General features: G+C 62.1%; 25 protein-coding genes and 1 tRNA gene. 22 read left to right on the top strand and 4 right to left on the bottom strand.

Going from position 1 to position 20,797, the window contains the following annotated elements; genetic code table 11:
* Positions 1–94 precede the first annotated feature (94 nt).
* The 12 genes from hisC (at position 95) to tatC (ending at position 8,094) form a co-directional block, all read left to right on the top strand.
* Positions 95–1,165, top strand: a complete 1,071-nt coding sequence (gene hisC / locus PQR02_RS23850; RefSeq protein ID WP_408236739.1) for a histidinol-phosphate transaminase — start codon at positions 95–97, stop codon at positions 1,163–1,165.
* 62 nt (positions 1,166–1,227) lie between these two features.
* Positions 1,228–1,815 (top strand): imidazoleglycerol-phosphate dehydratase HisB, encoded by a 588-nt coding sequence (gene hisB, locus PQR02_RS23845; protein WP_042329170.1) that lies wholly within the window; start codon positions 1,228–1,230, stop codon positions 1,813–1,815.
* Between the two features lie 118 nt (positions 1,816–1,933).
* Positions 1,934–2,575, top strand: a complete 642-nt coding sequence (gene hisH / locus PQR02_RS23840) for an imidazole glycerol phosphate synthase subunit HisH (RefSeq protein ID WP_408236736.1) — start codon at positions 1,934–1,936, stop codon at positions 2,573–2,575.
* A 214-nt stretch (positions 2,576–2,789) separates the two neighbouring features.
* Entirely contained in the window at positions 2,790–3,542 is a 753-nt protein-coding gene (gene hisA / locus PQR02_RS23835; RefSeq protein WP_042329166.1) for a 1-(5-phosphoribosyl)-5-[(5-phosphoribosylamino)methylideneamino]imidazole-4-carboxamide isomerase, read from the top strand.
* A 198-nt stretch (positions 3,543–3,740) separates the two neighbouring features.
* Positions 3,741–4,514, top strand: a complete 774-nt coding sequence (gene hisF, locus PQR02_RS23830) for an imidazole glycerol phosphate synthase subunit HisF (protein ID WP_408236733.1) — start codon at positions 3,741–3,743, stop codon at positions 4,512–4,514.
* Position 4,515: 1 nt separating this feature from the next.
* Positions 4,516–4,926 carry a phosphoribosyl-AMP cyclohydrolase gene (gene hisI, locus PQR02_RS23825; RefSeq protein ID WP_408236730.1) on the top strand — a complete coding sequence of 137 codons (411 nt, stop codon included), beginning with the start codon at positions 4,516–4,518 and terminating at the stop codon, positions 4,924–4,926.
* The gene (locus PQR02_RS23820) at positions 4,923–5,318 is read left to right on the top strand and encodes a phosphoribosyl-ATP diphosphatase (protein WP_408236727.1); all 396 of its coding nucleotides are present in this window, start codon (positions 4,923–4,925) and stop codon (positions 5,316–5,318) included. Before hisI ends, PQR02_RS23820 begins: the two co-directional genes overlap by 4 nt.
* A 70-nt stretch (positions 5,319–5,388) precedes the next feature.
* Positions 5,389–5,784, top strand: a complete 396-nt coding sequence (locus PQR02_RS23815) for a DUF4870 family protein (RefSeq protein ID WP_408236724.1) — start codon at positions 5,389–5,391, stop codon at positions 5,782–5,784.
* A gap of 83 nt (positions 5,785–5,867) precedes the next feature.
* A complete protein-coding gene (locus PQR02_RS23810; RefSeq protein WP_408236794.1) occupies positions 5,868–6,233 on the top strand; it encodes a histidine triad nucleotide-binding protein in 366 nt (121 codons plus the stop codon).
* A gap of 246 nt (positions 6,234–6,479) precedes the next feature.
* Complete coding sequence (gene tatA / locus PQR02_RS23805; RefSeq protein WP_408236721.1) at positions 6,480–6,719, top strand: Sec-independent protein translocase subunit TatA; 240 nt, start codon at positions 6,480–6,482, stop codon at positions 6,717–6,719.
* Between the two features lie 39 nt (positions 6,720–6,758).
* Entirely contained in the window at positions 6,759–7,277 is a 519-nt protein-coding gene (tatB, locus tag PQR02_RS23800) for a Sec-independent protein translocase protein TatB (protein WP_408236718.1), read from the top strand.
* A 34-nt stretch (positions 7,278–7,311) separates the two neighbouring features.
* Complete coding sequence (gene tatC / locus PQR02_RS23795; RefSeq protein WP_408236715.1) at positions 7,312–8,094, top strand: twin-arginine translocase subunit TatC; 783 nt, start codon at positions 7,312–7,314, stop codon at positions 8,092–8,094.
* 139 nt (positions 8,095–8,233) lie between these two features.
* Here the strand turns inward: tatC and PQR02_RS23790 are convergent, their stop codons facing one another.
* Positions 8,234–9,454: a Do family serine endopeptidase gene (locus PQR02_RS23790; RefSeq protein ID WP_408236712.1), complete on the bottom strand. Its 1,221-nt coding sequence runs from the start codon at positions 9,452–9,454 to the stop codon at positions 8,234–8,236.
* Between the two features lie 19 nt (positions 9,455–9,473).
* Between PQR02_RS23790 and PQR02_RS23785 the strand changes: the two genes are divergently transcribed.
* From PQR02_RS23785 to PQR02_RS23750, 8 genes are all read left to right on the top strand, one after another.
* The gene (locus PQR02_RS23785; RefSeq protein WP_408236709.1) at positions 9,474–10,220 is read left to right on the top strand and encodes a Nif3-like dinuclear metal center hexameric protein; all 747 of its coding nucleotides are present in this window, start codon (positions 9,474–9,476) and stop codon (positions 10,218–10,220) included.
* Positions 10,221–10,440: 220 nt separating this feature from the next.
* Positions 10,441–11,061 carry a ubiquinol-cytochrome c reductase iron-sulfur subunit gene (gene petA / locus PQR02_RS23780; protein WP_408236791.1) on the top strand — a complete coding sequence of 207 codons (621 nt, stop codon included), beginning with the start codon at positions 10,441–10,443 and terminating at the stop codon, positions 11,059–11,061.
* Positions 11,061–12,440: a cytochrome b gene (locus PQR02_RS23775; protein WP_408236706.1), complete on the top strand. Its 1,380-nt coding sequence runs from the start codon at positions 11,061–11,063 to the stop codon at positions 12,438–12,440. Before petA ends, PQR02_RS23775 begins: the two co-directional genes overlap by 1 nt.
* 22 nt (positions 12,441–12,462) lie before the next feature.
* Positions 12,463–13,218, top strand: a complete 756-nt coding sequence (locus PQR02_RS23770; RefSeq protein WP_408236703.1) for a cytochrome c1 — start codon at positions 12,463–12,465, stop codon at positions 13,216–13,218.
* 95 nt (positions 13,219–13,313) lie between these two features.
* Entirely contained in the window at positions 13,314–13,925 is a 612-nt protein-coding gene (locus PQR02_RS23765; RefSeq protein WP_006052302.1) for a glutathione S-transferase N-terminal domain-containing protein, read from the top strand.
* A gap of 64 nt (positions 13,926–13,989) precedes the next feature.
* Positions 13,990–14,502 carry a ClpXP protease specificity-enhancing factor gene (locus tag PQR02_RS23760; protein WP_408236700.1) on the top strand — a complete coding sequence of 171 codons (513 nt, stop codon included), beginning with the start codon at positions 13,990–13,992 and terminating at the stop codon, positions 14,500–14,502.
* A 19-nt stretch (positions 14,503–14,521) separates the two neighbouring features.
* Positions 14,522–14,597 (top strand) — tRNA-Thr (locus PQR02_RS23755).
* A 781-nt stretch (positions 14,598–15,378) separates the two neighbouring features.
* The gene (locus PQR02_RS23750; protein ID WP_408236697.1) at positions 15,379–16,503 is read left to right on the top strand and encodes a methyltransferase; all 1,125 of its coding nucleotides are present in this window, start codon (positions 15,379–15,381) and stop codon (positions 16,501–16,503) included.
* A gap of 50 nt (positions 16,504–16,553) precedes the next feature.
* Here the strand turns inward: PQR02_RS23750 and PQR02_RS23745 are convergent, their stop codons facing one another.
* A complete protein-coding gene (locus tag PQR02_RS23745) occupies positions 16,554–17,855 on the bottom strand; it encodes a TIGR03862 family flavoprotein (protein ID WP_408236694.1) in 1,302 nt (433 codons plus the stop codon).
* Between the two features lie 387 nt (positions 17,856–18,242).
* On the opposite strand from PQR02_RS23745, the gene PQR02_RS23740 reads away from it, so the two are divergent.
* Positions 18,243–18,452, top strand: a complete 210-nt coding sequence (locus PQR02_RS23740; protein ID WP_408236691.1) for a DUF1059 domain-containing protein — start codon at positions 18,243–18,245, stop codon at positions 18,450–18,452.
* 118 nt (positions 18,453–18,570) lie between these two features.
* Here the strand turns inward: PQR02_RS23740 and PQR02_RS23735 are convergent, their stop codons facing one another.
* Positions 18,571–18,891, bottom strand: a complete 321-nt coding sequence (locus PQR02_RS23735) for a type II toxin-antitoxin system HicA family toxin (RefSeq protein ID WP_149673043.1) — start codon at positions 18,889–18,891, stop codon at positions 18,571–18,573.
* 386 nt (positions 18,892–19,277) lie between these two features.
* Here PQR02_RS23735 and PQR02_RS23730 point away from each other — a divergent pair, with 386 nt between their 5' ends.
* Positions 19,278–20,120: a class I SAM-dependent methyltransferase gene (locus PQR02_RS23730; protein WP_408236687.1), complete on the top strand. Its 843-nt coding sequence runs from the start codon at positions 19,278–19,280 to the stop codon at positions 20,118–20,120.
* 76 nt (positions 20,121–20,196) lie between these two features.
* On the opposite strand, the gene PQR02_RS23725 is transcribed toward PQR02_RS23730, so the two are convergent.
* The gene (locus PQR02_RS23725) at positions 20,197–20,751 is read right to left on the bottom strand and encodes a DUF1415 domain-containing protein (RefSeq protein WP_408236788.1); all 555 of its coding nucleotides are present in this window, start codon (positions 20,749–20,751) and stop codon (positions 20,197–20,199) included.
* Between the last annotated feature and the right edge of the window lie 46 nt (positions 20,752–20,797).

Below are 20,797 nucleotides of genomic sequence, written 5' to 3'. Positions count from 1 at the left end.
CGTCCGCTTTCATAAAGACCAGAGACCAACCAGGGCGGCCCATGCGCCGCCGATGCCCGGCCGGCATCTTCCTCGCGGCCCGCTCCACAGAGCTATGACGACACCTCAAGACATCATCCGCCGCGACGTGCTCGCGATGACGAGCTATCCGGTTCCCGACGCCACGGGCTTCATCAAGCTCGACGCGATGGAAAACCCGTTTCCACTGCCGCCCGACCTGGCCGCGCATCTCGGCGAGCATCTGGCCGGCGTTGCGCTGAACCGCTACCCGGCGCCGCGCCCGGACGCGCTGATCGAAAAGATCAAGCGCGTGATGGGCGTCCCGGCCGGCTGCGAAGTGCTGCTCGGCAACGGTTCGGATGAAATCATCAGCATGGTGTCGATCGCGTGCGCGAAGCCGGGCGCCAAGGTGCTCGCGCCGGTGCCGGGGTTCGTGATGTATCAGATGTCTGCGAAGCTGGCGAATCTCGAATTCGTCGGCGTGCCGTTGAACGCGGATTTCACGCTCGACACCGAAGCGATGCTCGCGGCAATCGCCGAGCATGAACCGGCGATCATCTATCTCGCCTATCCAAACAACCCGACTGGCACGCTGTTCGACAACGCCGACATGGAACGCATCATCGCCGCGGCCAGCAGGAGCCTCGTGGTGATCGACGAGGCGTATCAACCGTTCGCGCAGCAAAGCTGGCTGCCGCGCGCCGACGCGTTCGACAACGTAGTCGTGATGCGCACGGTGTCCAAGCTCGGCCTTGCCGGCATCCGCCTCGGCTATCTGGTCGGCAAACCCGCATGGCTGACCGAGTTCGACAAGGTGCGGCCGCCGTATAACACCAATGTGCTCACGCAGGCCGCCGCCGATTTTCTGCTCGACCACGTCGATGTGCTCGACGCGCAAGCCGCGCAACTGCGCGAGGAACGCACGAAACTCGCGCAAGCGGTGGCCGAGCTGCCGGGCGCCGAGGTGTTCCCGAGCGCCGGCAACTTCCTGCTGGTGCGCGTGCCCGACGCGTCCGTGCTGTTCGAAACCCTGCTCACCGCGCGGGTTCTGATCAAAAACGTGAGTAAAATGCATCCATTGCTGGCTAATTGCGTGCGTTTGACTGTCGGTTCGCCGGAAGAAAACGCGCAGTTGCTCGCCGGCCTGAAACTCGTGCTGCACTGAGCGGCCTGCCGTTTCCCATCCCTACACTACTATCGCTTTCTAGCTAGATTCGAGGAATTACCATGCGCCTTGCGGAAGTCGTTCGCAACACCAGCGAAACGCAGATCCGTGTCAAGATCAATCTGGACGGCACCGGTCAGCAGAAGCTAGCCACCGGCGTGCCGTTTCTGGACCACATGCTCGACCAGATCGCACGGCATGGCCTGTTCGACCTCGAAATCGAAGCGCATGGCGACCTGCATATCGACGACCACCACACGGTCGAAGACACCGGCATCACGCTTGGCCAGGCCGTCGCGAAGGCGATCGGCGACCGCAAGGGCATCCGCCGTTACGGCCATTCCTACGTGCCGCTCGACGAAGCGCTGTCGCGCGTCGTGATCGATTTTTCCGGCCGTCCGGGCCTCGAGTTCCACGTGCCGTTCACGCGCGCGCGCATCGGCACGTTCGACGTCGATCTGTCGATCGAGTTTTTCCGCGGCTTCGTGAATCACGCCGGCGTCACGCTGCACATCGACAACCTGCGCGGCCTGAACGCTCACCATCAGATGGAAACGGTGTTCAAGGCGTTCGGCCGCGCGTTGCGCATGGCCACTGAAATGGACGAACGCGCTGCCGGGCAGATTCCGTCGACCAAGGGCAGCCTTTAAGCCGAAGCAAGCCGTTCACCTTTAGACGAGTCATCGACCAGGACCGCGCGTCGGCCAACCGTCGTTCGGCGCTGGCCATCACCGTCGATGAACTGACGGCGTCGCCGCCAAACTTGAAATGAAAACTTCGATAGCGATTGTGGATTACGGAATGGGCAACCTGCGTTCGGTTGCCCAGGCATTGCGCAAGGCCGCGCCGGAAGCGGACGTGGCGATCGTCGACCGGCCGGAGGCGATCCGCGCGGCCGACCGCGTGGTGCTGCCCGGCCAGGGTGCGATGCCCGACTGCATGCGCAGTCTCGGCGAGTCCGGCCTGCAGGAAGCGGTGATCGAGGCGTCGCGCAGCAAGCCATTGATGGGCGTTTGCGTCGGCGAGCAGATGCTGTTCGACTGGAGCGCGGAGGGCGATACGGCGGGTTTGGGCCTGCTGCCCGGCAAGGTGCTGCGCTTTAATCTGGAAGGCCAGGTGCAGGACGACGGCTCGCGCTTCAAGGTCCCGCAAATGGGCTGGAACCGTGTGCGCCAGGCGCAGCCGCATCCGCTGTGGGACGGCGTCGCCGATAACGCGTTCTTCTATTTCGTGCATAGCTACTACGTGCTGCCGGACAATGCCGCTCACACCTCGGGCGAAACGGTGTACGGTGTGCCCTTTACCTCGGCGGTGGCGCGGGATAACATCTTCGCCACCCAATTCCACCCGGAAAAAAGCGCCGAAGCCGGGCTGCGCGTGTATCGCAACTTCGTGCACTGGAACCCGTGAGCGCTTTTCTTCATCCCGCTGTCGCATACCCTTCCGCCACGAGCGGAGCCGTTGCCGCGCGCCGCAACCGCAGCACCACGATTTCGCTCCCACAGGGCGCTCCGCAAGGGCGTCGAAAGAGTTGTACTAAACTAGCGAAACGGCGTTTCGGCGGACTGGCTCGCCAGCCGCTGCCGCCGACCTTCAACCCCTTCCCTGACAACACCCGATTGCTATGCTGCTGATTCCCGCCATCGACCTGAAAGACGGTCAGTGTGTACGCCTCAAACAAGGCGATATGGACCAGGCGACGATATTCTCCGAGGAACCGGCGGCGATGGCCCGACATTGGGTCGACCGGGGCGCCCGCCGTCTGCACCTCGTCGATCTGAATGGCGCGTTCGCCGGCAAGCCGAAGAACGAAGACGCGATCCGGGCGATCATCGAGGAAGTGGGCGGCGAGATTCCCGTGCAACTGGGCGGCGGTATCCGCGACCTGAACACGATCGAGCGCTATCTGGACGACGGCCTGTCGTACGTGATCATCGGCACGGCGGCGGTGAAGAATCCGGGCTTTTTGCAGGATGCGTGCACGGCGTTCGGCGGCCACATCATCGTCGGACTGGACGCGAAAGACGGCAAGGTCGCCACCGACGGCTGGAGCAAGCTGACCGGTCACGAAGTGGCCGATCTCGCGCGCAAGTTCGAGGACTACGGCTGCGAGTCGATCATCTACACCGATATCGGCCGCGACGGCATGCTGCAAGGCATCAACATCGAAGCGACGGTGCGCCTCGCGCGCGCGGTGAAGATTCCGGTGATCGCAAGCGGCGGTCTGTCGAATCTAGCCGACATCGAGTCGCTGTGCGAAGTCGAAGACGAAGGCATTGAAGGCGTGATCTGCGGCCGGGCGATCTACTCGGGCGATCTCGACTTCGCCGCGGCGCAGACGCTCGCGGACCGGTTGCGCGAATCGGACGACGCCTGAGTCATTCCCGACTCGCGCTTCGGGCACCGCGCTGGCTGGATCGCGCGGTGTCCAGCGCGGGCGCGACGTTCCGTCCCGGCAGCGCGCCGGGCCGCAGGGCCGCGACTCACTCGCGGCGCCGTGGCTCCGCGCGCCGGCACTGTGCCGCAAGCCTCGCGCAAGCGGCCTCATCAGCGGTATTGGCAGAATTGCAAGATCATGGCTCTAGCTAAACGCATCATCCCCTGTCTCGACGTCACGGCTGGACGCGTGGTCAAGGGCGTCAACTTCGTCGAACTGCGCGATGCGGGCGACCCGGTCGAAATCGCCCGCCGCTACGACGACCAGGGCGCCGACGAACTCACCTTCCTCGACATCACCGCCACCTCCGACCAGCGCGATCTGATCCTGCCGATCATCGAAGCGGTCGCCTCGCAAGTGTTCATTCCGCTGACGGTCGGCGGTGGCGTGCGCGCCGTCGAAGACGTGCGGCGCCTGCTGAATGCGGGTGCGGACAAGATCAGCGTGAACTCCTCGGCGGTCGCGAATCCGCAGCTCGTGAAGGACGCCACGGACAAATACGGCTCGCAATGCATCGTCGTCGCGATCGACGCCAAACGTGTCTCCGCGGACGGCGAGCCACCGCGCTGGGAAGTCTTCACGCACGGCGGCCGTAAGGCCACCGGTCTGGAAGCGGTCGAATGGGCACGCAAGATGGCCGAGCTCGGCGCCGGCGAAATCCTGCTGACCAGCATGGACCGCGACGGCACGAAGAGCGGCTTCGACCTCGCGCTCACGCGCGCGGTGTCGGATGCGGTGCCGATTCCGGTCATCGCGTCAGGCGGCGTGGGCAACCTGCAGCATCTGGCCGACGGCATCAAGACCGGCCACGCCGATGCGGTGCTGGCCGCGAGCATCTTCCACTACGGCGAACACACGGTGGGCGAGGCCAAGCGCTTCATGGCCGATCAGGGTATTTCGGTGAGGTTGTGACGTGGTGAATCCCTCGGCAGTGAATTGGCTCGACAAGGTCAGGTGGGACGCGAACGGCCTCGTGCCGGTGATCGCGCAGGAAGCGTCGAGCAACGACGTGCTGATGTTCGCGTGGATGAACCGCGAAGCATTGGCGAAGACCATTGAAACCGGCCGCGCGGTGTACTTCTCGCGCTCGCGCCAGCGCTTGTGGTTCAAGGGCGAAGAGTCCGGCCACGTGCAGCACGTGCACGAAGTGCGGCTCGATTGCGACGAAGACGTCGTGCTGCTGAAAGTGGAGCAGGTGTCGGGCATCGCGTGCCACACCGGCCGTCACTCGTGCTTTTTCCAGAAATTCGAAGGCTCGGTGGACGAGGGCGACTGGCTCGCCGTCGATCCCGTGCTGAAAGACTCCGAACACATCTACAAATGACGCAATCCACGCAAACCACGTCGTCCAACCCCGCGTCCACTGCCGACACCCTGCTGCGCCTCGCGGCGATCATCGACAGCCGCAAGGGAGGGGATCCGGATGTCTCCTATGTGTCGCGCCTGTTTCACAAGGGCGACGACGCGGTGCTGAAGAAGATCGGTGAAGAAGCCACCGAAGTCGTGCTGGCCGCCAAAGACGCGCGCCACGGCGGCGCGCCGAAGGCGCTGGTCGGCGAGGTCGCGGACCTGTGGTTTCACTGCCTCGTGATGTTGTCGCATTTCGATCTGAGCCCGGCCGACGTGCTCGCCGAACTCGAGCGCCGCGAAGGCCTGTCGGGTATAGAGGAGAAGGCGCTGCGCAAGAGCCGCGAGCGCGAGCAGAACGGCGATTGACCGGCCCTGCTTGAAGTCGCGAGCATCGGCGCCCACATTGCACTGAGCGCATCTTCGGGAGGACGCAAGCATGGAACAGTCGCACGAGAGCTATCCGCCGCCGGTTTATCGCAACGCCATGGAGCCGGAGCGCGAACGCAGCCTGCGCACGCTTACTCACGTGCTGTACGCGCTGTACGCGGTCCACTGGCTGACGGGCGGCCTGACGATCCTGATCGCGATCATCATCAACTACGTGAAGCGGCCCGATGTGGCGGGCACGCCGTACGAAGCCCACTTCGAATGGCAGATCCGTTCTTTCTGGCTGTGTCTTCTCGGCTATGTGATCGGCGCCATGCTGTTGCTGGTGGTGATCGGCATTCCGGTGCTTTGGGCCGTCAGCATCTGGATGTTGTACCGTATTATCAAAGGCTGGCTGTATCTGTACGATAACAAGCCGCTTGCGAATCCGCGTGGCTGGGTCTGAGTCATGCTGGCCCCTTCGTCGGGTCCGGCTTGAAGGTCGCCGTGCCACGCTTTTCGCTCCAGTCATACCGCGTCAGGAATACGATGAGTCACGACCCGAATTGCCTTTTCTGCAAAATCGCCGCTGGCGAGATCCCGTCGACCAAAGTCCATGAAGACGAAGAGTTTGTTGCCTTCCGCGACATCCGTCCGGCGGCCGAAACGCATGTGCTGGTGATTCCGCGCAAGCACATCGCCACGTTGTCGAACTGCACCGAAAGCGATACGCCGCTGCTTGGTAGAATGTTGGTTTTGGTGGCGCGTCTGGCCGATCAGCTGGGCGTGGCCTACGCGGGCGGTGAAACGGGCTTTCGCACGGTAATCAATACCGGTCCGGGCGGCGGTCAGGAGGTGTATCACCTGCACGCTCACATTCTTGCGGGACCGCGCCCGTGGCAGCGAATGGGCTGACGGAAAAGCGGGTCGCGGATTTTGCTGCGACTTTTGGTCGGGGACAATAGCGCGGCCGTCGTTTTTACCGCTTTGTAATAACGCCGACGTGGTCGCCCGGCCATAATGGTGTGGTGGGTATGCCACCAGTCGAATCGGAACAGCCAGCGGTATCGTATAGGTGGAGCGCCAGCGCTTCAGGTCACGCCGCCAGGCGCACGAAATTTACCGCATCGCGATGCGGTGTCGGGGTTAAGGAGAGTAGTCATGGGTTCATTGAGCATTTGGCATTGGTTGATCGTGTTGTTGATCGTCGCACTCGTGTTCGGCACGAAGAAGCTGCGCAATATCGGCGCTGATCTGGGTGGCGCGGTGAAGGGCTTCAAGGAAGGCGTGAAGGAAGCCGAAACGCCGGCCGGCGACGCGCAGCAGCGCGAACTGCCGCGCAACGGCGCGGTGGATGTGGAAGCGAAGGAAAAGACGCCGCGGTCCGGCGATTACCGCTAAGCCGCGGCTGACCCGCGTTACTGACGGACATTCCACTTCATGCTGGACCTCGGTCTAACCAAGATGGCGCTGATCGGCGTCGTCGCGCTGGTCGTACTCGGACCTGAGCGCCTGCCGCGCGTCGCCCGCACGGCTGGCGCGCTGTTCGGCCGCGCGCAGCGGTATATCAACGACGTGAAGTCCGAAGTCACGCGCGAAATCGAACTCGACGAATTGCGTCGCATGAAGACCGAGTTCGAGACGGCAGCGAGCAATGTCGAAACCGCCGTTCAGGACAATCTGCGCAAGCACGAAAGCGAACTGAACGAAGCGTGGAACAGCGGCACATCGGTGTCGCCGAGCATCGCCGGCGGCGCGCTCGAAGACGTCGGCACTTCGTCGTGGCCGAGCAGCACGCCGGCTGCAGCACCCAGGCGCAAGAACTGGCGTGTCAAGCAGGGCGCCATGCCGACGTGGTACAAGCGCGCAACCACGCGCCGTACGCGCGTGCAGTCGGGCGCTGCGCGCGTCGCGCGGCATACGCCTATCGCAATGCGTCGTCCGACGCGGTTCTTCTGATGTTCAGAACGACAATCCCTAACCGAGGGCCGGTGTGAGCGACCCCCAGCAAACCCAGGACGAAGGCACTGAAGAGACCTTCATTTCCCACCTCGTTGAATTGCGCGACCGCATCATCCGCGCGGGCCTTGCCGTCATCGTGGTGTTCATCGGGCTCGTGTATTGGGCGCCGGACATTTTCAAGCTGCTGGCGCGCCCGCTGATGCAGAATCTGCCGAAGGACGGCAAGATGATCGTCACCGACGTCACTGGCTCGTTCTTCGTGCCGATGAAGGTGACGATGCTGGTCGCCTTCGTGATCGCGTTGCCGGTCGTGCTGTACCAGATCTGGGCGTTCGTCGCGCCGGGGCTTTATCAGCACGAGAAGAAGCTGGTCGGGCCGCTGGTGGCGAGCAGCTATACGCTCTTCCTGTGCGGCATGGCGTTCGCATATTTCGTGGTGTTCCCGACCATTTTCCGTGTGATGGCGCATTACAACGCGCCGCTCGGCGCGGAAATGACCACCGACATCGACAATTACCTGAGCTTTGTGCTGACCATGTTCATTGCGTTCGGCGTGACGTTCGAAGTGCCGATCGTCGTCGTGCTGCTGGTTCGCATGAACGTGCTGACCATCAAGAAGCTGAAGGAAATTCGTCCGTATGTGATCGTCGGCGCGTTTGTGATTTCGGCTGTGGTCACGCCGCCGGATGTGTTCTCGCAACTGATCCTGGCGATTCCGCTGATCGTGCTGTATGAGGCCGGCATCATTGCGGCGCGGCTGTTCGTCAGCAAGCAGCCGGCGGTAATCGAGGATGCGAGTCCGCCGTCGAGCTGATATAGCGCTCGGCGTTTTGCGCGAAACGGCAGACAAATATAAAAAGGGCAGTCCAGTGATGGACTGCCCTTTCGTTTTGGTTGCGGCCCATTGGCCGCGTTATTTGGCCATGGCGGCTCGCGCAGTATTCCGTCGCGCTTCAACCGCCTTCATCGTCCGGCTGATCGCCGCCGTTTTCTTCGGCCGGTTGCTTCGGCGGCGGCGGGCGCTTGCCGATGGTCACGTCCAGATCGACCGTGCGGCCCTTGCGCACCAGATGCACCTTCGCGGCCGTGCCCGGCTTGATCTGTGCGATGACGTTCAACAAGCGCGTGGTGTCAGTGATCTCCTGGCCGTTCACGCTCATCAGGATGTCGCCCGGTTTGATGCCCGCACGGTCGGCCGGGCCGTTCTTCAGCACGCCCGCGACGATCGCCCCCGACTTCTGGTCGAGCCCGAACGACTCGGCGATCTCGGGCGTCACGTCCTGCGGCTCGACGCCGATCCAGCCGCGCGTGACCGAACCGGTGGTGATGATGCTTTCCAGCACGCTGCGCGCCGTGGACACGGGGATCGCAAAGCCGATGCCGAGCGAGCCGCCCGAGCGCGAATAAATCGCGGTGTTGATGCCGAGCAGGTTGCCGTTTACGTCGACCAGCGCACCGCCCGAGTTGCCGGGATTGATCGCCGCGTCGGTCTGGATGAAATTTTCGAACGTATTGATGCCGAGGTGATTGCGCCCGAGCGCGCTGACGATGCCCATCGTCACCGTCTGGCCGACGCCGAACGGATTGCCGATCGCCAGCACGATGTCGCCCACGCGCGTCTGGTCCATGCGTCCGAGCGTGATGGTGGGCAGGTTGGTCATGTTGACCTTTAGGACGGCCAGATCCGTTTCGGGATCGATGCCGATCACCTTCGCATTGGTGGTGCGGCCGTCGGCCAGAGCGATTTCGATCTGGTCGGCGCCGTCGACGACGTGCTGGTTCGTTAGAATGTAACCTTCCGAACTCACTATCACCCCGGAGCCGAGGTTGGATGCCGGTTGCTCCTGCCGCTTGCGATTGTTCTTGTCGCCGAAGAAGTAGCGGAACAGCGGATCTTTCGCGCGCGGATCGGGCGGCAGTGAGCCATCCTTGCTTGAGAACACGTTGACGACCGCGGGCATGGCCTTTTGCGCGGCGTCCGCATAGGACGTCTGGGCTGGCCCGCCGCCGATGCCTGGCGCCACTTCCCGCAGGGCGACGATCGGTTCGGCGAGTTGCTTGCCGAATTGCCCTTGACGCTGGAGCCACTGCGGTTTGAGAGTCGCAATGATGAACATCAGCGCCAACAGCACAGTCACCGCTTGGGCAAAGAACAGCCAAAAGCGTCTAAGCATCTGAAGACTAGAGGATTATATGGATCGGATCGAACTTGAATTGTACTTGAACAATCTTCTTGAAACCGCGCGCTTCAAGGACTATTGCCCCAATGGATTGCAGGTCGAAGGGCGTCGCCGGATCAACAAGCTCGCGACCGGCGTGACCGCGTCGGTGGCCTTCCTGGAGGCGGCGCTCGACTGGGGCGCGGACGCCGTGCTGGTCCATCACGGCTACTTCTGGCGCAACGAAGCGCCTCAGATCACGGGGCGCAAACATGCGCGCCTGAAACTGCTGATCGGCAACGACCTGAACCTGTTCGCGTATCATCTGCCGCTCGACGACCATCCCCAGTTCGGCAACAACGCGCAGATCGGCGAAAAGATGGGCTGGATCAGCGACGCGCGGTTCGGCGAGAACAATCTGGGCTGGCTCGCCACGTTTCCGATGCCGATCACGCTCGCGCACTTCACCGCGGAAATCGAACAGACGCTCGGCCGCACGCCGCTCGTGTTCGGCGACCCGGATCGCGAACTGCGGCGCGTGGGCTGGTGCACGGGCGCCGCGCAAGGCATGTTCGACGCGGCCATCGGCGCGGGCGCCGACGTCTACCTGACCGGCGAAGTGTCGGAGTCGGTGATGCACACGTCGGCGGAAAGCGGCGTGGCGTTTCTGGCGGCCGGGCACCACGCGACGGAACGCTTCGGCGTGCAGGCTGTGGGCAAACATCTGTCCGAGCAGTTCGATATCGAACACCTCTTTATCGATATCCCTAATCCCGTTTGAATTGCGAATTGCATTAAAGAAGCAAAAGGCGCGAATAACGCAGAGGGCACTTAAAAGGAGATGTGAAAAGCTTTGCGATTCGTACGGAGAAACCCTGAGTTATCAAGGGCTTCGCACGGTATTTGGCAATCGGCCCTTGTAAATGGCGACTCCATTCGCGCAAACTAGCGGCGGTAGAAGCGACGTGAAGGAAAAATCCAACTCAGAAGTGGGGCGTGTGATGCGAGACAAAGAAGATGAACGCGTCGACGGCAGCCGCCGGAACTGGCTGGTAGCGACGACCGTAGCAGGTGGCATAGGAGGCGTTGCCATTGTCGTACCCTTTGTTAGTTCGTTTGCACCATCTGAAAGGGCCAAGGCAGCAGGTGCCCCGGTCGAAGTCGATTTCAGCAATCTCAAGCCCGGCGACATGATGACCGTTGCCTGGCGTGGTAAGCCGGTGTGGATCATCAACCGCACCGACAGAATGCTGGCCGATGTCCAGAAAGCCGATAACCAGGTAGCGGACCCCCAGACCAAAAATCCCTTCTCGATGCCGTTGCCGGATTACTGCAACAACGAATTCCGTTCACGCGCCGAGAACAAGCATCTTTTAGTCGCCGTCGCCGTGTGCACCCACCTGGGCTGCACGCCGACGCCGCGCTTCCAGGAGGGCGCGCAGCCCAATCTTCCGGACGACTGGCCAGGCGGCTTTCTGTGCCCGTGCCACGGCTCGACCTACGACATGGCCGGCCGCGTCTTCAAGAACAAACCTGCGCCGCAGAACCTCGACATCCCGCGCTTCATGTTCACGTCGGCCACCGGCCTCGTGATCGGGAAGGACGAGAAAGGAGAAGCGTAATGGCGATGGACCACGAAGTAGAGACGACCGGGCTGGCCGGCTGGATCGACCGGCGCTTTCCCATGACGTCCACCTGGAAGAAGCACGTTTCCGAGTATTACGCGCCGAAGAACTTCAACTTCTGGTACTTCTTCGGTTCGCTCGCGCTGCTGGTGCTGGTCAATCAGATCGTCACCGGCATCTTCCTCACGATGAACTACAAGCCCGACGCGACGCTCGCGTTCTCGTCGGTCGAGTACATCATGCGCGAGGTGCCGTGGGGCTGGCTGATCCGTTATATGCACTCCACGGGCGCGTCGATGTTTTTCGTCGTCGTGTATCTGCATATGTTCCGCGGGCTGATGTACGGCTCGTATCGCAAGCCGCGCGAGCTGGTGTGGATTTTCGGCTGCTTTATTTTCCTGAGCCTGATGGCGGAGGCGTTCTTCGGCTATCTGCTGCCGTGGGGACAGATGTCGTTCTGGGGCGCGCAGGTGATCGTCAATCTGTTTTCGGCGATTCCGTTCATCGGGCCCGATCTCTCGCTGTGGATTCGCGGCGACTACGTCGTCTCGGACGTGACGCTCAATCGCTTCTTCGCGTTCCATGTGATCGCGATTCCGCTGGTGCTGATCGGGCTGGTGATCGCGCATCTGGTCGCGCTGCACGAAGTGGGGTCGAACAACCCGGACGGCATCGAGATCAAGGCGAAGAAGGGCCCGGACGGCATTCCGCTCGACGGCATCCCGTTCCACCCGTACTACTCGGTGCACGACTTCATGGGCGTGACGGTATTCCTGCTGATCTTCGCGGCGATCATCTTCTTCGCGCCGGAAATGGGCGGGTACTTCCTTGAAGCCAACAACTTCGTGCCGGCCAATCCGCTGCAAACGCCGCCGGAAATCGCGCCGGTCTGGTACTTCACCGCCTTCTACGCGATGCTGCGCGCCACCACCGATCCGTTCAAGATCGTTTTGATGATCGTGATCGCGCTGCTCGGCCTGCTCGCGCTGGTGCGCGCGCGCGGCAAGTGGAAGCTCGGCTTGCCGGTGCTCGCGGTGCTGGTGATTCTGGCGATGGCGTTCACCGAATCGAAGTTCTGGGGCGTGGTGGTGATGGGCAGCGCGGTGATCTCGCTGTTCTTCCTGCCCTGGCTCGACCGCTCGCCGGTCAAGTCGATTCGTTACCGGCCGTTTTTTCACAAGGTGTTCTACGGGATTTTCGTGCTCGCCTTCCTGACGCTGGGCTTCCTCGGCACTAAACCGCCGTCGCCGGCCTCGACGTTGATTGCCCAGGTATGTGCGCTGATCTACTTCGCGTTTTTCCTCGGTATGCCGTTCTGGACGCGGCTTGGCACGTTCAAGCAGCCGCCCGAACGGGTGCGGTTCAAGCCTCATTAATCGCGAGCCAGGAGAACACGCAATGAAAAAACTGCTTTCGACGTGCGCGCTGATCGGCGCGACACTGCTCGCGGTGCTGACGGCCCCGGCTTACGCGGACGAGAATTTCCCTCTCGACCGCGCGCCGGATAACGCGGACAATTTCGCTTCTTTGCAGCACGGCGCGCAATTGTTTGTAAACTACTGCCTGAATTGCCACAGCGCGAACCTGATGCGCTACAACCGGCTGACCGACCTGGGCATCACGCCCAGCGAAGTCCAGGCGAACCTGCTGTTCACCACCGACAAGGTCGGCAACACGATGACCGTGGCGATGCGCCCGGACGACGCGAAAGCGTGGTTCGGCGCGACACCGCCGGACCTGTCGGTGGAAGCCCGGGCGCGCGGCAAGGATTGGCTCTACACGTATCTGCGCACTTTTTATCGCGACGATACGCGGCCGACCGGCTGGAACAATCTGGTGTATGAGAACGTGGGCATGCCTCACGTGCTGTGGCAGCTTCAGGGGCAACGCGCAGCGAAGTTCGGTGACGAAACCGACGAAAAAACCGGCGAGACGATACACAAATTTGTCGGCTTCCAGCAGCTCACTCCGGGGACGATGTCGCCGGTAGATTATGATTCTGCTGTGGCCGACCTCGTGTCGTACCTGTCATGGATGTCCGAACCGACGCAGAAAACCCGCAAACAGCTTGGCGTGTGGGTGCTGCTGTTCCTCGGTATCCTGAGCTTTTTCGCCTGGCGACTGAACGCCGCGTACTGGAAACATATCAAATAATCACGCCGTCACACGGTGTGGGGCTGGCGCCAGGAAAAACCGGCTGAACGGTTTTTCCGCGCGCTGGCCCTTCAGCTTTTTGAGGAAACGTAAACATGATGGTTCTGTATTCCGGCACAACTTGCCCGTTCTCCCAGCGTTGCCGGCTGGTGTTGTTCGAAAAGGGCATGGACTTCGAAATCCGCGACGTCGACCTGTTTAACAAGCCGGAAGACATCGCCGTGATGAATCCGTACGGTCAAGTGCCGATTCTCGTCGAACGGGATCTGATTCTGTACGAATCGAACATCATCAACGAGTACATCGACGAACGCTTCCCGCATCCGCAGCTGATGCCGGCCGATCCGGTGCAGCGCGCCCGCGCGCGCCTGTTCCTGCTGAACTTCGAGAAGGAATTGTTCGTGCACGTCGGCACGCTCGAAAACGAAAAGGGCAAGGCCGCCGAGAAGAATCACGAAAAGGCCCGCCTCGCGATCCGTGATCGCCTGACGCAGCTCGCGCCGATCTTCCTGAAGAACAAGTACATGCTCGGCGAAGAGTTCTCGATGCTCGACGTCGCGATCGCGCCGCTGCTGTGGCGTCTGGACCACTACGGCATCGAGCTGTCGAAGAACGCCGCGCCGCTGATGAAGTACGCCGAGCGCATTTTCAGCCGCCCGGCTTACATCGAAGCGCTGACGCCTTCGGAAAAGGTGATGCGCCGTTGAGTTTGGCTTTTGGGGTGAGGGCGCCGCACGCTTGTGCGCGCCCCCGTCCGTAAGAGGACTGTTGATGCAAGAAATTTCCACCAAGCCTTATCTGTTGCGCGCGCTGTACGAGTGGTGCACGGATAACGGCTACACGCCGCACATCGCGGTCCGGGTCGACAATCAGACGCGTGTGCCGCGCCAGTTTGTGCGCGACAACGAAATCGTGCTGAACATCAGCTTCGAGGCGACCAGCCAGCTGCAGATGGGCAACGAGTGGATCGAATTCAGCGCGCGTTTCTCCGGCAAGTCGCACAAGATCGAGGTGCCGGTCGCCAATATTCTGGCCATCTACGCGCGCGAAAACGGGCAAGGAATGGCGTTCCCGGTCGAGTCGGCGGGCGGCGAAGCGCAGGACTCCGGCGCCGATGCGGAACTGGCGGATGAGACCGATGCGCCAGCTGCGCCGCGTGCGGTCGAGACGTCGTCGGCGGCCGATGCGGCTGCCGCGAAGGCCGAAAGTGCGACGGACGGCTCCCAGCCCGACGACGATGGATCGAAAGGTGGCGGAAGGGCTCGCCTTAAGATCGTGAAATGAAGTAGAATCACGGCCTCATGCCGGCTTAGCTCATCAGGTAGAGCGCTTGACTTGTAATCATGAGGTGGCGGGTTCGAGTCCTGCAGCCGGCACCAGAAGTACGAAACGGGGTTTCTGTTCAGTCAGAAACCCCGTTTTTTATTAGCCTTGCCGTTAGTCGTTGCACTGGACGCGTCACTATTAAAATCGCGCGTATTTGTGAAGTAAATAAGTTTGAATGCGTTAATTCGAATGACGCAGTGGTGGTGATCGCGTTTTGAGAAGAAATGAGTTGCGGACATAGAAATGCCCGCAACTGAATAGTTATTTTTCGAGTGGCGCTGTGCAAGCTGACATGCCGCGCCGCTCTTGATCTCTCAGGTTCTCTTGGTCAGCCGTAATTCCTGCTTTTGAGAACTATACCGAGCCGGTCTGACGCTGTCTATTTGCTGATCTGGAGGCAATAGAAAATCAACGGGTTATTTATTCATTTAGCATATTTTTATAAATCAAGACGACCGCTGTCGATAGCGCAGGGATCGAACTGTTGCTAATTCGAGCATCGTGAAATTGACGATCGGCTTTCGATCGGAAGGCGGTCCGCCCATCGAGAAATACGGCGCAGCGACGCGGATGGCCGCAGCGTCGGTGAGGCCGGAAGGGAGCCAAAATCGCCATATCTCTTTCACCTTGTCGATAGTAGACTTTTTTGTCCACATTTCCTGTGGCCATCCTCTGCAAAGCAGGGCCACCGGTGAATAGCCCACCGCGAACCCGTACGACAGAGGTACTATTCGGGCGTCAGTCGGCATCGCTATCAAAGTACCCCGGCGGGCATCGCCCCCGACGACGCGGTGTCTCATCGCGTCACTCCCGCAACACCAATCCCACCTCACCATGACCAGCCCTGCAACCATTACCTGGCCCGAAGCCGACGGCCCTCGCACCGCGCGTTGGCGCTCCGAAGCGGCCGTGCCGCCGCCCAAACGCGTGATTGTCGCCGATGACCGGACTACCGCCGACTCGGCCTACCGCCTCGCCTGCGAAGGAACGGCGCTGTTGTGGAACGGCGATTTCCAGAACGCTCGCCAACTGCTGCAGGCGGTCACGCGACGGCTCGAGCGCAAGCCGCGCAAGCAGGGCGAAACGCCGATCGATGCGTTCAACCTGCACCGGCAGGCGCAGTCGCAGCGCGCCCGCACGCTCGGCATGATCCTGATTCCGCTCGACGCCGCCTACGGCATCCCGCTGCGCCGCGCGCCCGACGTGCAGCAGGCGTGCCTCGAAACCTACGGACCGTCCGCCGACGAAGCGTCGGTCGTGTCGCTGCGCGAACTGCTCGGACTCATCGGCGCTCATGAGTGGCGCAAGAAGGGCGTCGAGATTCCGGCGCTAGGCGATCGCATCCACCCGCACTACGGGGTGTTTTCGCCCGTGCGCGGGGAATATGTCGATCTCGTCGCGCGCACGCCGTTGCCGTCGCTGAACAAGGCGTTCGATATCGGCACGGGCACGGGCGTATTGTCCGCGCTGCTCGCCAGGCGCGGCGTGAAGAAAATCATCGCCACGGACCAAGACCCGCGAGCCCTCGCGTGTGCGCGCGAGAACATTGCGCGTCTTGGCTACGAGCAGCAGGTTGACGTGGTGCAGGCGGATCTGTTTCCGGAAGGCCGGGCGCCGCTGGTTGTCTGCAACCCGCCGTGGGTGCCGGCACGGCCCGCGTCGCCGGTCGAATATGCGATCTACGATCCGGAAAGCCGAATGCTGCTCGGCTTCCTGAATGGACTCGCGGAACATCTGTCGCCGGGCGGCGAGGGGTGGCTGATCCTGTCGGACTTCGCGGAGCATCTGGGCTTGCGCACGCGCGACGGGCTGCTTGCCGCGATCGAAAAGGGGGGACTGAGCGTGGTGGGGCGCGAGGATATTCGTCCCCGGCATCCGAAATCGACAGATGAAACCGACGCGCTACATACGGCGCGGATGGCTGAAGTGACGTCGCTGTGGCGCCTCAAGGCGCGTTGACCGGTAAGGCGGGCGTTTGCTGTGAAGCCGGGAAGTCGCGCGGGGGCGTGTCAAACCGGGGCCCCGTGCCCCTTCTGTGCCTCGACAAACGCTGCCGCCCCCCGCCCGGCCACCAGGCCACTCGCAAAACAGGCGGTCAGCAAATAGCCGCCGGTCGGCGCTTCCCAATCTAGCATCTCTCCCGCGCAAAACACGCCGGGCAGGTGCTCGATCATCAACTGCGCGTCGAGCGCTTCGAACGGAACCCCGCCGGCGGTGCTGATCGCTTCCGCGATAGGCCGCGCGCGGGTGAGCCGTACCGGCAGCGCCTTGATCGCATGCGCGAGGCCGTGCGCATCGGCGAAAGCTTCCTTCGACAGAATCTCATGCAGCAGCGCCAGTTTGACCCCGCCAATGCCGATCCGGCCATGCAGATGACTCGACATCGAGCGCGAACCGCGCGGCCGGGTGACTTCGGCGACCACTCGTTCGAGCGTCAAGCCTGGCGTCAGATCCAGCGCGATTGTCACGTCGCCGTCGGCCAGAATTCGCTCGCGGATGGCTGCCGACAACGCGTAAATCAGACTCCCTTCGACGCCAGTTTCAGTCAAAAGTATTTCACCTTGTCGATTGTGGACTGTATTGTCTACGCCGGTGAGTGAAATGGCGACCGGTTTGACGGGCTGACCGGCGAAACGTTCGCGCAGATACGAGCTCCAGTCGGCGTCGAAGCCGCAGTTGGCGGGCCGCAACGGGGTCACCGGCACGTTACGCGCGGCCATCAGCGGCACCCACGCAGCATCCGATCCGAGGCGCGGCCAGCTTGCGCCGCCGAGTGCGAACACGACGGCATCGCAGGTCACGGTGTGTTCGCCGGCGGGCGTTGCAAAACGCAGCGTGTGCGCGGCGGGGGCGGCGTGACCGCCATCGCCGCCGCCTGCGTTCGTCACCCAGCCGCTCCACTTGTGCCGCATATGGAAGCGCACCCCTGCTTCCCGCAGTCGATGCAGCCACGCACGCAACATCGGCGCTGCTTTCATGTCGGTTGGGAAAACCCGTCCGGAACTGCCGACGAAGGTCTCGATGCCGAGCCCCTCCAACCAGGTTTGCAGCGCGCCGGGCCCGAACACGTCCAGCAGCGGCGCGATCCTCTCGCGGCGGGCGCCATAGCGGCCGAGAAACGGTTCGAGCGCTTCCGAATGCGTGATGTTCATGCCGCCTTTGCCCGCCATCAGGAACTTGCGGCCGACAGACGGCATCGAGTCATAGAGGTCGACCTGCAAGCCGCGCCCGGTGAGCGCCTCGGCGGCCATCAGGCCGGCGGGGCCGCCGCCTATCACGGCGACACGGGCGGAAGCGAAGGAAGATGGCATGGGGTCCTGCGGATAGGCGGAACGAGGAGGCGGCGCGCCGGCCTGATCGAATGACGATGAGCGGCGCGAAGGGCGCTATTTTTACACCGCCGACACCGCAGGGCAAACGTGCGGGCGGCACAGGGTGGCGAAATGAGCCGGGTTTAGGCGTTTTCGCCCTCATCGGGGCGCGCAGCTGCTGCTTTGTTCTTGACCGGTGGGAACTATACTTTTAAAAGCCTTTCATCGGACGCTCTACGCGTCTTTCCCCCGCGCTAAACCAGTCCACCGCCAGCTTGCCGCCGATTTGGCCGTGCCTGCTATCGCAGCCACGGTCATCGTCGGCAACGCGGTTCGCGCGTGCGATGTCCGCATGAAGGTTTCATTGTCTGGATCGAGGAGCCTGCCATGAGCCGCAAGTACATCGACTGTCGCGAATTTCCGAGCGAAATGAACTGCACCGTCGCGCTATCCGCCGATAGCGAGAGCGAATTGCTCGAAGCGGCCGTGCAGCACGCGGTCGCCATTCACAAACACACGGATTCGCCGGAACTGCGTTCGCAACTGAAGACGCTGTTTCACGAAGGCACGCCGCCGGCCGAAGCGCCGCGCACGTGAGCGGCCGTCCAGCGCGGACGAAGCGCGCCGGCCGACCCGCGCGAGCGGCGTAGAACCGTTCGCGGGTCGCGGCGTTGTCATGCAACCTGCGGGGGTGTCCTTGGGGGTGTCCTGATCGTCAACCGGGGTAAGCCTCGTCCACCTTCAGCCCGGCGAGCTTGAAGATAACCCGCAGCGTTTGGGGTTTGATGTCGCGCCGCGACGCGAGCGTGGTCATCACGAAGTCGAGCACTTTGGCGTACTTGAGCATGGTCAGACAGGTTTCCATGTCGACGCTGCCGTCGCGCATGACTTCGGCGAGACGAAGCATTTCCGTGGAGATATCGCGCGCCATCTCCAGTTCGAGTTGCTGCTTTTCCGACCAGACGGGCGTCGCGGTGAGCTTCGCCAGCATTTCCTGAAATTTCTGTTCGACGTTTCCGTTGGGTACCGTGTCCATTGCCGCCTCTTCTATCATCCGAGCGCGCGTCCGGTTGATATCTCGGCGCGCTGCTGGTTACGTAACGTTGGGGCCCTGTTTCGGGTCCGTCCTCCCCACATGCATTCGGTTCGCGTGAGCGTTGTCACGCCCGGCAGCGTCTTGTTCTGGCGACACGGCTTGCGCGATGGGGCTCGGCCGCCGCGCAAGCTGATTTTTTCTGGCCACTCCCGAAACGTTCGCGTGATGCTTTTCGAGCAGCAAGCGTTCCAGATTGACCGCTTTTCCCGAATGGTTTGGGCAGCTCCTTGGGTTAGCGACCCGCACATTAGGTAAACTGACAGTAACTTTTCCCTTTTTCCGTCATCTGTCGCACGTTCGCCCTGCAATTGACGACGGTTCACACGATGTCCAGCAAAACCCACGAAATCCGTCCGAACCAGTCCGTCGAGCTGTTGAAAGAGCTCCACATCCTCACCCGCGATGGCAAGATGAATCAGGACAGCCGCCGCAAGCTGAAGCAGGTGTACCACCTGTTCCAGTTCATCGAGCCGCTGCTCAAAGACCTCAAGGACAAGCAGGGTGACTTGACGCTCGTCGATCACGGCGCGGGCAAGTCATACCTAGGTTTTATCCTCTACGATCTTTTCTTCAAGGAGTTTCAGGGGGCCGCAGGTGCTGCTTCGCACATTTACGGCATTGAAACTCGCGAAGACCTCGTGACGAAGTCCGAAGAGCTGGCCGCACGGCTGGGTTTTACGGGGATGTCGTTTCTGAACCTGTCGGTGGCGGAGTCGATCACGTCGGCCAGTTTGCCTGCGCAGATCGACATCGTGACGGCGCTGCACGCGTGCAACACCGCAACCGACGACGCGATCCGCTTCGCGCTGGAAAAACAGGCGAAGTACATAGTGGTCGTGCCCTGCTGTCAGGCCGAGGTGGCCGGCGTGCTGCGGCGGAACAAGGGCAAATCGCTCGCGAACGCGCTGACGGAGGTCTGGCGGCATCCGCTGCACACCCGTGAATTCGGCAGCCAGATCACGAACGTGCTGCGCTGTTTGCAGCTGGAAGCGCACGGGTATCAGGTCAACGTGACCGAGCTGGTCGGATGGGAACACTCGATGAAGAACGAGCTGATCATCGCGCAGTACAAGGATTTGCCGCGGCGCCGGCCAGCCGAACGGCTCAACGAGGTGATGGAAACGCTTGGTATCGAAGAGCTGAAAGAGCGGTTTTTTGCTCCTGCCTGAACTGCGCCCCGCACGGCGGGGGCGCACCTTCTTTGCCAGGCGCGGCGGCCTTCGCGAGCCGCGGCTCTTGAGCGAATCAGCGCTTCATCAACGCGTTCCAGCCGGCTAGTCCAATGCGCCGCAAGGTTGCCTGATTGCGCTCGTAAATATCTTCCGCATCGGGGACGGCCTGCACGGCCCGCTCGATGCTGTCCTCGCGCAGCAGGTGCAGGATCGGATAGGGCGCCCGGTTCGTGTAGTTTGCGATGTCGTCGGGCTCGCTGCCTTCAAACTGGTAAGCCGGGTGAAAGCTCGCAATCTGAACGATCCCTTCGAGCCGAAGCTGCTTGACGAGCCGGTCGGCGAAAAACACGCCATCGTTGAAGTCGAGAAAATCGCCGAGCGCGCGCGGCAGGATCAGCAGCGTGGTGTCGATGGTCTGCGGATCGGTCGAGATCAGTGTCTGAAGCTCGGCTTCGAGATCGGTCAACACGGCTTCCATGTCGACGGCGTCGCTCACGGCGTAGCGTATCTGCCCTTTCACATGCACGGCCTTCGCAAACGGACACAAATTGAGCCCGATCACCGCCTCGGTCAGCCAGTGACGGGTGGCGGCTACGACGGCATCGTGGGATTCGGCGGGCAACGGCATGGCGGGCGGCACAGCGGATAAAAGTGCCATTCTAACGGCGGGGGTT

The organism is Paraburkholderia sediminicola, assembly GCF_046026895.1.
Lineage (GTDB): Bacteria > Pseudomonadota > Gammaproteobacteria > Burkholderiales > Burkholderiaceae > Paraburkholderia > Paraburkholderia sediminicola_C.
The sequence above is the reverse complement of the archived record's forward strand: the minus strand, read 5'-3'. Positions and strand labels throughout refer to the sequence as shown.

What these genes read in the sequence shown, in the direction of transcription:
- hisC (WP_408236739.1), top strand. Translation starts at nt 95, where the DNA reads ATGACGACACCTCAAGACATCATCCGCCGCGACGTGCTCGCGATGACG.
- hisB (WP_042329170.1), top strand. Translation starts at nt 1,228, where the DNA reads ATGCGCCTTGCGGAAGTCGTTCGCAACACCAGCGAAACGCAGATCCGT.
- hisH (WP_408236736.1), top strand. Translation starts at nt 1,934, where the DNA reads ATGAAAACTTCGATAGCGATTGTGGATTACGGAATGGGCAACCTGCGT.
- hisA (WP_042329166.1), top strand. Translation starts at nt 2,790, where the DNA reads ATGCTGCTGATTCCCGCCATCGACCTGAAAGACGGTCAGTGTGTACGC.
- hisF (WP_408236733.1), top strand. Translation starts at nt 3,741, where the DNA reads ATGGCTCTAGCTAAACGCATCATCCCCTGTCTCGACGTCACGGCTGGA.
- PQR02_RS23820 (WP_408236727.1), top strand. Translation starts at nt 4,923, where the DNA reads ATGACGCAATCCACGCAAACCACGTCGTCCAACCCCGCGTCCACTGCC.
- PQR02_RS23815 (WP_408236724.1), top strand. Translation starts at nt 5,389, where the DNA reads ATGGAACAGTCGCACGAGAGCTATCCGCCGCCGGTTTATCGCAACGCC.
- PQR02_RS23810 (WP_408236794.1), top strand. Translation starts at nt 5,868, where the DNA reads ATGAGTCACGACCCGAATTGCCTTTTCTGCAAAATCGCCGCTGGCGAG.
- tatA (WP_408236721.1), top strand. Translation starts at nt 6,480, where the DNA reads ATGGGTTCATTGAGCATTTGGCATTGGTTGATCGTGTTGTTGATCGTC.
- tatB (WP_408236718.1), top strand. Translation starts at nt 6,759, where the DNA reads ATGCTGGACCTCGGTCTAACCAAGATGGCGCTGATCGGCGTCGTCGCG.
- PQR02_RS23790 (WP_408236712.1), bottom strand. Translation starts at nt 9,454, where the DNA reads ATGCTTAGACGCTTTTGGCTGTTCTTTGCCCAAGCGGTGACTGTGCTG.
- PQR02_RS23785 (WP_408236709.1), top strand. Translation starts at nt 9,474, where the DNA reads ATGGATCGGATCGAACTTGAATTGTACTTGAACAATCTTCTTGAAACC.
- petA (WP_408236791.1), top strand. Translation starts at nt 10,441, where the DNA reads ATGCGAGACAAAGAAGATGAACGCGTCGACGGCAGCCGCCGGAACTGG.
- PQR02_RS23775 (WP_408236706.1), top strand. Translation starts at nt 11,061, where the DNA reads ATGGCGATGGACCACGAAGTAGAGACGACCGGGCTGGCCGGCTGGATC.
- PQR02_RS23770 (WP_408236703.1), top strand. Translation starts at nt 12,463, where the DNA reads ATGAAAAAACTGCTTTCGACGTGCGCGCTGATCGGCGCGACACTGCTC.
- PQR02_RS23765 (WP_006052302.1), top strand. Translation starts at nt 13,314, where the DNA reads ATGATGGTTCTGTATTCCGGCACAACTTGCCCGTTCTCCCAGCGTTGC.
- PQR02_RS23760 (WP_408236700.1), top strand. Translation starts at nt 13,990, where the DNA reads ATGCAAGAAATTTCCACCAAGCCTTATCTGTTGCGCGCGCTGTACGAG.
- PQR02_RS23750 (WP_408236697.1), top strand. Translation starts at nt 15,379, where the DNA reads ATGACCAGCCCTGCAACCATTACCTGGCCCGAAGCCGACGGCCCTCGC.
- PQR02_RS23745 (WP_408236694.1), bottom strand. Translation starts at nt 17,855, where the DNA reads ATGCCATCTTCCTTCGCTTCCGCCCGTGTCGCCGTGATAGGCGGCGGC.
- PQR02_RS23740 (WP_408236691.1), top strand. Translation starts at nt 18,243, where the DNA reads ATGAGCCGCAAGTACATCGACTGTCGCGAATTTCCGAGCGAAATGAAC.
- PQR02_RS23735 (WP_149673043.1), bottom strand. Translation starts at nt 18,891, where the DNA reads ATGGACACGGTACCCAACGGAAACGTCGAACAGAAATTTCAGGAAATG.
- PQR02_RS23730 (WP_408236687.1), top strand. Translation starts at nt 19,278, where the DNA reads ATGTCCAGCAAAACCCACGAAATCCGTCCGAACCAGTCCGTCGAGCTG.
- PQR02_RS23725 (WP_408236788.1), bottom strand. Translation starts at nt 20,751, where the DNA reads ATGCCGTTGCCCGCCGAATCCCACGATGCCGTCGTAGCCGCCACCCGT.